Below are 6,576 nucleotides of genomic sequence, written 5' to 3'. Positions count from 1 at the left end.
GCCGGGTCCGGCGCAGTGCCGGCAGGTTCCGGGACCGCTCCGGCGGCCGCAGCGCCCCCGGCCCCGGAGCCCTCAGCGGCCGGTCGGGGCCGTACAGCGCCGGGGGCAGGCTGTGGTTCCGCTGGCTTGTCCGTCATGGCTACATTTCCTTCCCGGCCGGCACCGGTTCGTCGACAGGTTCGCTGCCGGTGCGGCGTCCGGCTTCTTCCCGGTCGATTTCGTGGGCCGCGATCCGCAGTTCCCCGGCGCTGCTGTCCACCCCGGTGTTCCTGATGTGGTCCAGCCGGCGCGGCGTGAACCGGCGGCGGGACGGAATCGGTACGGCCAGCAGCAGCGTGAGGGCAATCGCCACGGACTGCACCAGCGCAACCCAGACGGCCCACGGGTTGAAATAGCCGACCCTCAGTTCTCCGCCCGCAGCCGGGACCTTGAAGGCCTGGAACCAGCCTTCGCCGGCCGCCTCCAACCGCTCGCCGTTTAGCGTGGCCTCCCAGCCCGGGTCCGCGCGGTCCGCCAGCGCCAGGAACCGCCCGTCGTTGCCGGCCGGAATGTGCCCGCCGGCCCGCAGCCGTCCCGAGGGCAGGCTCTGGAGCACGTTGCCCTGGTGGTCCAGCAGGTTCACCCGGCCGTTGACCGGTCCGGCGGCCGCGTCCTCCCCGGACTGTTCCGGCGCCACCCGCCACAGCCAGCCGGCGTCGGTGCGTCCTACCGGCGCCAGCCCCGGCACCGCGTCGATCCGCCTGGCCAGCAGCTCGGCGGCCGTGTCGGTACCGCGGACGACGACGAATCCCACGCCCAGCCTGGTCAGTTCCGGCCGCGGGTCCACCCCGGTTCCGGCCACGATAACGGCCACCGAGTCCCGCACCGCTGCGGCCGCGCCGTCGTCCCCGGCGAGGCGGGCATCGAACAGCGGACCGGCCAGGGTCCGGGCCGAATACAGGGCGGACATCTGGTCCAAAGTCGTCCCTGCCCCGTGCATGACCGCTGCCGTCACCGTGCCGGAACCGCCGTCGGCCAGCACCAGCGAGCGGGTCTGCTCCGGTCCGTTGCCGCGGTCCGCCGCGGTGGCCGGCAGGGTGCGCACCTCGGCGGCAGCGATGAGCATCCGGGTACCGAAGTCCCCCAGCTGCCGCTGTCCGCCTGCCTGGGCGTAGCCGTTGATCTGGGGCAGGAACCACTGCGCCAGGTTCGCTGCCGGTCCGGCCGCCAGCAGGACAACGGCGGCAACGATGGCCGCGCGGGCGGCGCTCCGGTGCCTGCGCCCCGGCGCAGCCAGCGCCGGCAGGCCCTTGTCTGCCGCAACCAGGGCGGCCAGCGCCAGCAGGAACAGGGCCAGCGAGACGAACGGTCCGGGAAACGGGGCGACGACCGCGCCCGGAGCCACGCCGGTGGCCACGCGGCCGGCGATCCAACTGGCCGCGAGGGCAATGACCGCTCCCAGCCAGGCGGCCCGGGCCAGCGCCGCACCGCGGCCGGGCAGCAGCAGCGCCGCGGCGGCCAGCAGCAGCACCGGTCCGGAGGTCAGCAGTGCGAAAACCAGCGCCCACGGCCCGTGGGCCACGGATTCCAGCAGGCCGAAGGCGCCCACTCCGCCGCCGGCGTCGAAGGCCACCGGGAAGCCCATGAGCTGCTGCCACGGCGGGGCGGCCTCGAAGGCCAGCGGCACCCCGGGATCGGCCAGCAGCGCGCGCGGGTTGCCCCAGGCCGAGACCAGCATCGGCAATGCCAGCGCCACCGGAGGCACCAGTGCCCACCAGACGGTCCGGGCCCGGCGGCCGAGGGACAGGGCGATGCCGGCGACAAAGAGGACGATGACCGGCAGCAGGGCCGGCGCGGCGGCGGTGGCCACGGCCAGGCACAGGCCGGCGGCCGCCGCGGCCGTCCAGGAAGGAATCCCGTTGATGCCGGGTTTATGGATCTTCTCGGTTGGTTCCCCGGCCGCTTCGGGGTTGATCCGCTGGATGGCCGACCCGGTGGCACGGAGCAGCCCGAGCACGGCCCACGGAATCATCAGGTGCACCAGCAGCGCGCCCAGGCGGCCCTGCCCGAGCGCCACCTGCAGCGGCGGCAGCGCCGCCCAGAAGAACGCCGCCCAGAGCCGCAGCCCGCGGCGCTGGGTCACCGCGCCGGCGGCCAGCCAGGCGCCGAAGGAAGCCAGCGGCATCGCAAGCAGCACCAGCACGACGACGGCGGCGGACCCGTTGCCCAGGCCCAGCAGGGACAGGACCGCCAGGACGTAGCCGAACGGGTCGCCGGGTCCCGGATAACCGGAGCCGATGCTCCGCCACCAGGCCGAGGCATTGTGCCAGACCTCCGCGAAGGTTGCGGAAACCGGCAGCAGCGCTCCCCCGGCCAGCGCCGGGACGCCCAGGAACCGGGACATGCCGATGACGGCAAGCAGGGAAAGGGCCAGTGCGGCGGCCGTCGGCCCGATGCCCAGCCAGGCGCGGGCGGGAGCGGCCAGCGACGCGAAATCATCCGAGTCCCCGGTGGGCTGCCGGCTGCCGCCCCCGCCATCGGTGCCGGTTCCGTCCCCGACCAGGCTCCCGGCCCGCTCCGGGTTGAGGGACTCCAGCAGCGAGCGCCGGTAGGCGAGGACATCCTGCGGACGGACCATCAGGGAGCGCACGATCCTGCGCGAGGTCCGGCGTGTCTTCGCCGCCTGCCTGCGCGAGGCATGCACCTGGCGCGGCCGCAGCAAGGCCGTCACGGTGGCGGCCAGCTGGCGCAGGCCGTGGCCGGGGTCCTTGGCCACGATGCTGAGCACGAGGCTGGCCAGTCCGCCGAGCAGGGCGGCTGCCCAGACCAGCGGCAGTTTCCACAGCGGCGCGTGCTTCAGCCGCAGATGGACCTGCGCCTTGCGGGCGGACACCGCGGAGGAATGGCCGCCCTCCCGCGCGGCGGCATGCCGGACGGTGGCGGTGGGCACCACCACCACGCGGTGCCCGGCGAGCCGGTTCCGCCAGCACAGGTCCACGTCGTCGCCGACGCCGGGCAGGGCCGGGTCGAAACCGCCCAGCCGGTCGAAGACATCCCTGCGGATGAGCATGCCGGCCGAATTCACCGCGAAAAAGTCGCTGCGGCCGTCGTATTGCCCCTGGTCCAATTCGTCCAGGTCGATCAGCGTCAGGCGCTCGGCGCCGCGGCTGACCGTCAGCCCGACATCCACCAGTTTGCGCGGATTGTCCCAGTCCACCTGCTTACAGCCGGCGATCGTCACCGACGGCGCGGTCTCCACCGCCAGCAGCAGTTCCTCGAGTGCATCCGGTTCCGGGGCCGAGTCATCGTGCAGCAGCCAGAGCCATTCCTGGGCCCCGGGGTGTCCGGCCCCGGCCTGGTCCGCCGCGCCGCCGGCGCCCGAAGCTGCGGTGCCGGGGACGGCCAGGGCCGCGCCGACGGCAGCGCCGAAGCCGGCACGGCCGGGAGCAGCCACCACCGTGCTGCCTGCGGGCAGGCCCAGTTGAAGCAGCGAAGCCGAAGGGTCCTGCGAACCGGTATCCACGCCGATATGGACGTCCGCCGGACGGCGCTGCGCGCCCAGGGCAGCGAGGGTTTTGGGCAGGTAGGCGGCGCCGTTATGGGCAACCACAACGGCCGTGACACGGACTTGCTGGTGAATCAGAGTGCTCGTTTCCGCAGCCGCCGGCGCTCGCGCTCCGACAGGCCGCCCCAGATCCCGAAGCGCTCGTCATTGGCCAGGGCATATTCGAGGCACTGCGCACGGACGGTGCAGGCACCGCACACCTTCTTGGCATCGCGGGTCGAGCCGCCCTTTTCGGGGAAGAAGGCCTCGGGGTCCGTCTGCGCGCACAGCGCGTCCGCCTGCCAGCCCAGCTCGCCGTCGTCCTGGAGCCCGGGCAGCCCGATCCAGACCGCCTGCTCCCAACTGCCGCCGGCACCCGCCGGGCCGGTGTCGGGCTCGTCCTCCTGCCCGGGTTCCCCCGTCAGCGCCTCGTGCGCGGCGAGGAAGGCAGTGGCCTGGTCCTCCAGGGACGGCTGGCTGGCCTGGCGGTAGCGCTCTGCCGCCGCCGGATCCGCAGGATCCACATACCAGTCCGCCGGGACGCTGCGCGAGCCGTATCCCACCGAGGCCTGCGCCTGAACTGCGTGTTCTGGTCCATCCTGAAACCGGGCAAAATCGCGCCCTGCCTGCCCCATTACCAAGCCCTCCCCGTCTCGACGTCCCGGCCTGGCGCCGGGATCACTGCCGCGGCCAGCTGCAGCGGCGGCACATCATCTGCGGCTATTGACAGCAAGGCGCTCCCGGCCATGCCGCCGGTTGTCCGGCAGCCAGTCATCCGGCGGGCGGCTGGTTATCGGAATAACCAGAAGCACTTGCAGTCACGCGTCCGATAATCCTAATTACATGGGTGTAATACCGTGAAGTCAAGCGGAACGGCCATCTTATAGAGTCGACAGCGGAATCACCGCACGCCACGCCCGGGGCGTCTTCCGGGCCCACAAGCAAGGAGTATCCATGGCGACCATCCGGACCATCGACGCGCTGCTGGCAGCCCTGCGCCGCAACTCCTCGCCCAGCCTGATTTGGTACGGTCCGGGCGCCGAACGGATTGAGCTCTCGGGCCGGGTGCTGGACAACTGGGTGGCCAAGACCACGAACCTGCTCGCCGAGGAATTCGATGCCGGTCCCGGCACCGTGGTGCGGCTGGAAATGCCGCCGCACTGGCACGGCATCGTGTGGGCGCTGGCCACCTGGCAGGCCGGCGCCACGCTCAGCATCGGCGGCACCACGGCGGCCGACGTCATCGTCACCTCCGACCCGTCGAATCCGGCCGGCGCCCGGCCGGCACAGGCGCAACTGGTCGCCGTGGCGCCCGGCGCCCTGCAGCTGCGCTGGGAGGGCGAGCTGCCGCCCGGCACGCTCGACTATGCGGCGGAGATCAGGCGCTTCGCGGACTTTTTCGCCGATCCCGCCGCTCCGGACCCGGCCGACGACGCACTCGAGCACCCGGGCGGCACCGTCAGTTTCGGCGGGCTGCTGGCACGCGATGCCGCGGAACGGAACCTGCTGCTGCCGGCCGCCGCTGACTGGGCCACGGTGCTTGAGGAATCGCTGGCCACCTGGCTGGGCGGCGGAACAGTGGTCCTGGTCCACCAGGACGTCGCGGTGACCGACCGCCTGCTGGAGAGCGAGCGGATCAGTGCACGGCTTTAGCGGTGCTCGCCGGCCGCAGCGGTATCGGCCGGCTCGAAGATTTCGTGGTCCCGGGCAAACTCCGGCTCGGCGTCCAGTTCCGAGTTGAACACCCAGAAGCGGTAGGCAAAGAAGCGCACCACCGTGGCCAGGACCGTGCCGAAGATGCCCGCGAAGAGCAGCACGGGCCGGTCAGTGACGCCGAACAGGTACTTGACGATGCCGACGCAGCCGGCCGAAATGATCATGCCGATCACGTTGATCACAATGAACATGACCAGTTCGCGCACCGGATTGGGCTGGCGGCGGTGCCGGAACGTCCAGTACCGGTTGGCGACCCAGGAGAACAGGGTGGCCACGGTGGCCGAGGCGAACCGGCCCTTGACCTCGCTCTCGGCCATCGGCCCGTTGATCAGCCACCAGTACAGTCCGTTGTCGATGATGAAGGCGAGGCCACCCACGGTCCCGAACTTCGCCACCTCCCGCCAGAACAGGGAGACGAGCCCCTGAATACGTTTGGCGATCGTTGTGCTCATAAACCCGGGGTTCCCTTTCTCGGCCACAGGACGCCGCGTTGTCCCTGGACGGCGCGATCACAGCGTGGTCCCTCGTTACGCGGGTCAAGAGCCAATTGTAAGTGCCCCGGCTGGGAGTTGCCTCGGCGGCCGTGCGGCGTTCCCTGCGCGGCGGTCCTGTCCGGCGGGGGGCCGGAGCGTTCGGTAACCTTGACATTGTGACTTTTCCAGTAATCGGCGTTGTTGGCGGCGGCCAGCTTGCACGCATGATGGCCCCGTGCGCCGTCGCCCTTGGTTTCGAACTCCGCGTCCTGGCCGAGGCCGCGGACGTCTCCGCGGTCAAGGCGGTGTCCCGTGCCCCGGTGGGCGACTACCGGGACCTGTCCACCCTCCGTGCCTTCGCCGAGGGCCTGGACGTGATGACCTTCGACCACGAGCACGTGCCGACCAAGCACCTGCATACCCTGATCGCCGAGGGCGTCAACGTGCAGCCGCATCCGGCTGCACTGATCTATGCCCAGGACAAGCTTGAAATGCGCGCCGCCGTCGAGCGGCTGGGCCTGCCGAACCCCGAATGGGCCGCGGTCGCCAGTGTTGACGAGCTGGTGGCCTTCGGCGAAAAGATCGGCTGGCCCGTGGTCCTGAAGACCCCGCGCGGCGGCTATGACGGCAAGGGCGTGCGCGTGATCGACGACGCCGCAGCCGCTGCCGCGGCGGCCGACTGGTTCACCGGCTCCCCGCTGCTGGCCGAGGACAAGGTGGAGTTCAGCCGCGAGCTCTCGGCCCTGGTGGCCCGCCGCCCCTCCGGCGAGGCCCGGGCCTGGCCGGTGGCCCACACCATCCAGGTCCGCGGCGTCTGCGACGAGGTGATCGCCCCGGCCCAGCAGCTGCCGGCCGACGTCGCCG

The 6,576-nt window shown here is 71.7% G+C and carries 5 protein-coding genes; 2 read left to right on the top strand and 3 right to left on the bottom strand.

Annotated elements, in window-relative coordinates:
* Positions 1 to 139 precede the first annotated feature (139 nt).
* The gene (locus tag ACFQ36_RS19670) at positions 140 to 3,589 is read right to left on the bottom strand and encodes a glycosyltransferase (protein ID WP_377016713.1); all 3,450 of its coding nucleotides are present in this window, start codon (positions 3,587 to 3,589) and stop codon (positions 140 to 142) included.
* 29 nt (positions 3,590 to 3,618) lie between these two features.
* Complete coding sequence (locus ACFQ36_RS19665) at positions 3,619 to 4,158, bottom strand: WhiB family transcriptional regulator (protein ID WP_377016711.1); 540 nt, start codon at positions 4,156 to 4,158, stop codon at positions 3,619 to 3,621.
* Between the two features lie 319 nt (positions 4,159 to 4,477).
* On the opposite strand from ACFQ36_RS19665, the gene ACFQ36_RS19660 reads away from it, so the two are divergent.
* Complete coding sequence (locus ACFQ36_RS19660; RefSeq protein WP_377016709.1) at positions 4,478 to 5,176, top strand: TIGR03089 family protein; 699 nt, start codon at positions 4,478 to 4,480, stop codon at positions 5,174 to 5,176.
* Here ACFQ36_RS19660 and ACFQ36_RS19655 read toward each other — a convergent pair.
* Positions 5,173 to 5,691, bottom strand: a complete 519-nt coding sequence (locus ACFQ36_RS19655; RefSeq protein ID WP_377016707.1) for a GtrA family protein — start codon at positions 5,689 to 5,691, stop codon at positions 5,173 to 5,175. The two genes, ACFQ36_RS19660 and ACFQ36_RS19655, sit on opposite strands and share 4 nt — an antisense overlap.
* Before the next feature lie 197 nt (positions 5,692 to 5,888).
* Between ACFQ36_RS19655 and ACFQ36_RS19650 the strand changes: the two genes are divergently transcribed.
* A partial coding sequence (locus ACFQ36_RS19650) for an ATP-grasp domain-containing protein (RefSeq protein ID WP_377016705.1) occupies positions 5,889 to 6,576 on the top strand: 688 nt, incomplete at its 3' end.

It is taken from the genome of Arthrobacter sp. GCM10027362 (assembly GCF_042679445.1).
Lineage (GTDB): Bacteria > Actinomycetota > Actinomycetes > Actinomycetales > Micrococcaceae > Crystallibacter.
This window is presented reverse-complemented; position numbering and strand designations above follow the sequence as displayed.

What these genes read in the sequence shown, in the direction of transcription:
- ACFQ36_RS19665 (WP_377016711.1), bottom strand. Translation starts at nt 4,158, where the DNA reads ATGGGGCAGGCAGGGCGCGATTTTGCCCGGTTTCAGGATGGACCAGAA.
- ACFQ36_RS19660 (WP_377016709.1), top strand. Translation starts at nt 4,478, where the DNA reads ATGGCGACCATCCGGACCATCGACGCGCTGCTGGCAGCCCTGCGCCGC.
- ACFQ36_RS19655 (WP_377016707.1), bottom strand. Translation starts at nt 5,691, where the DNA reads ATGAGCACAACGATCGCCAAACGTATTCAGGGGCTCGTCTCCCTGTTC.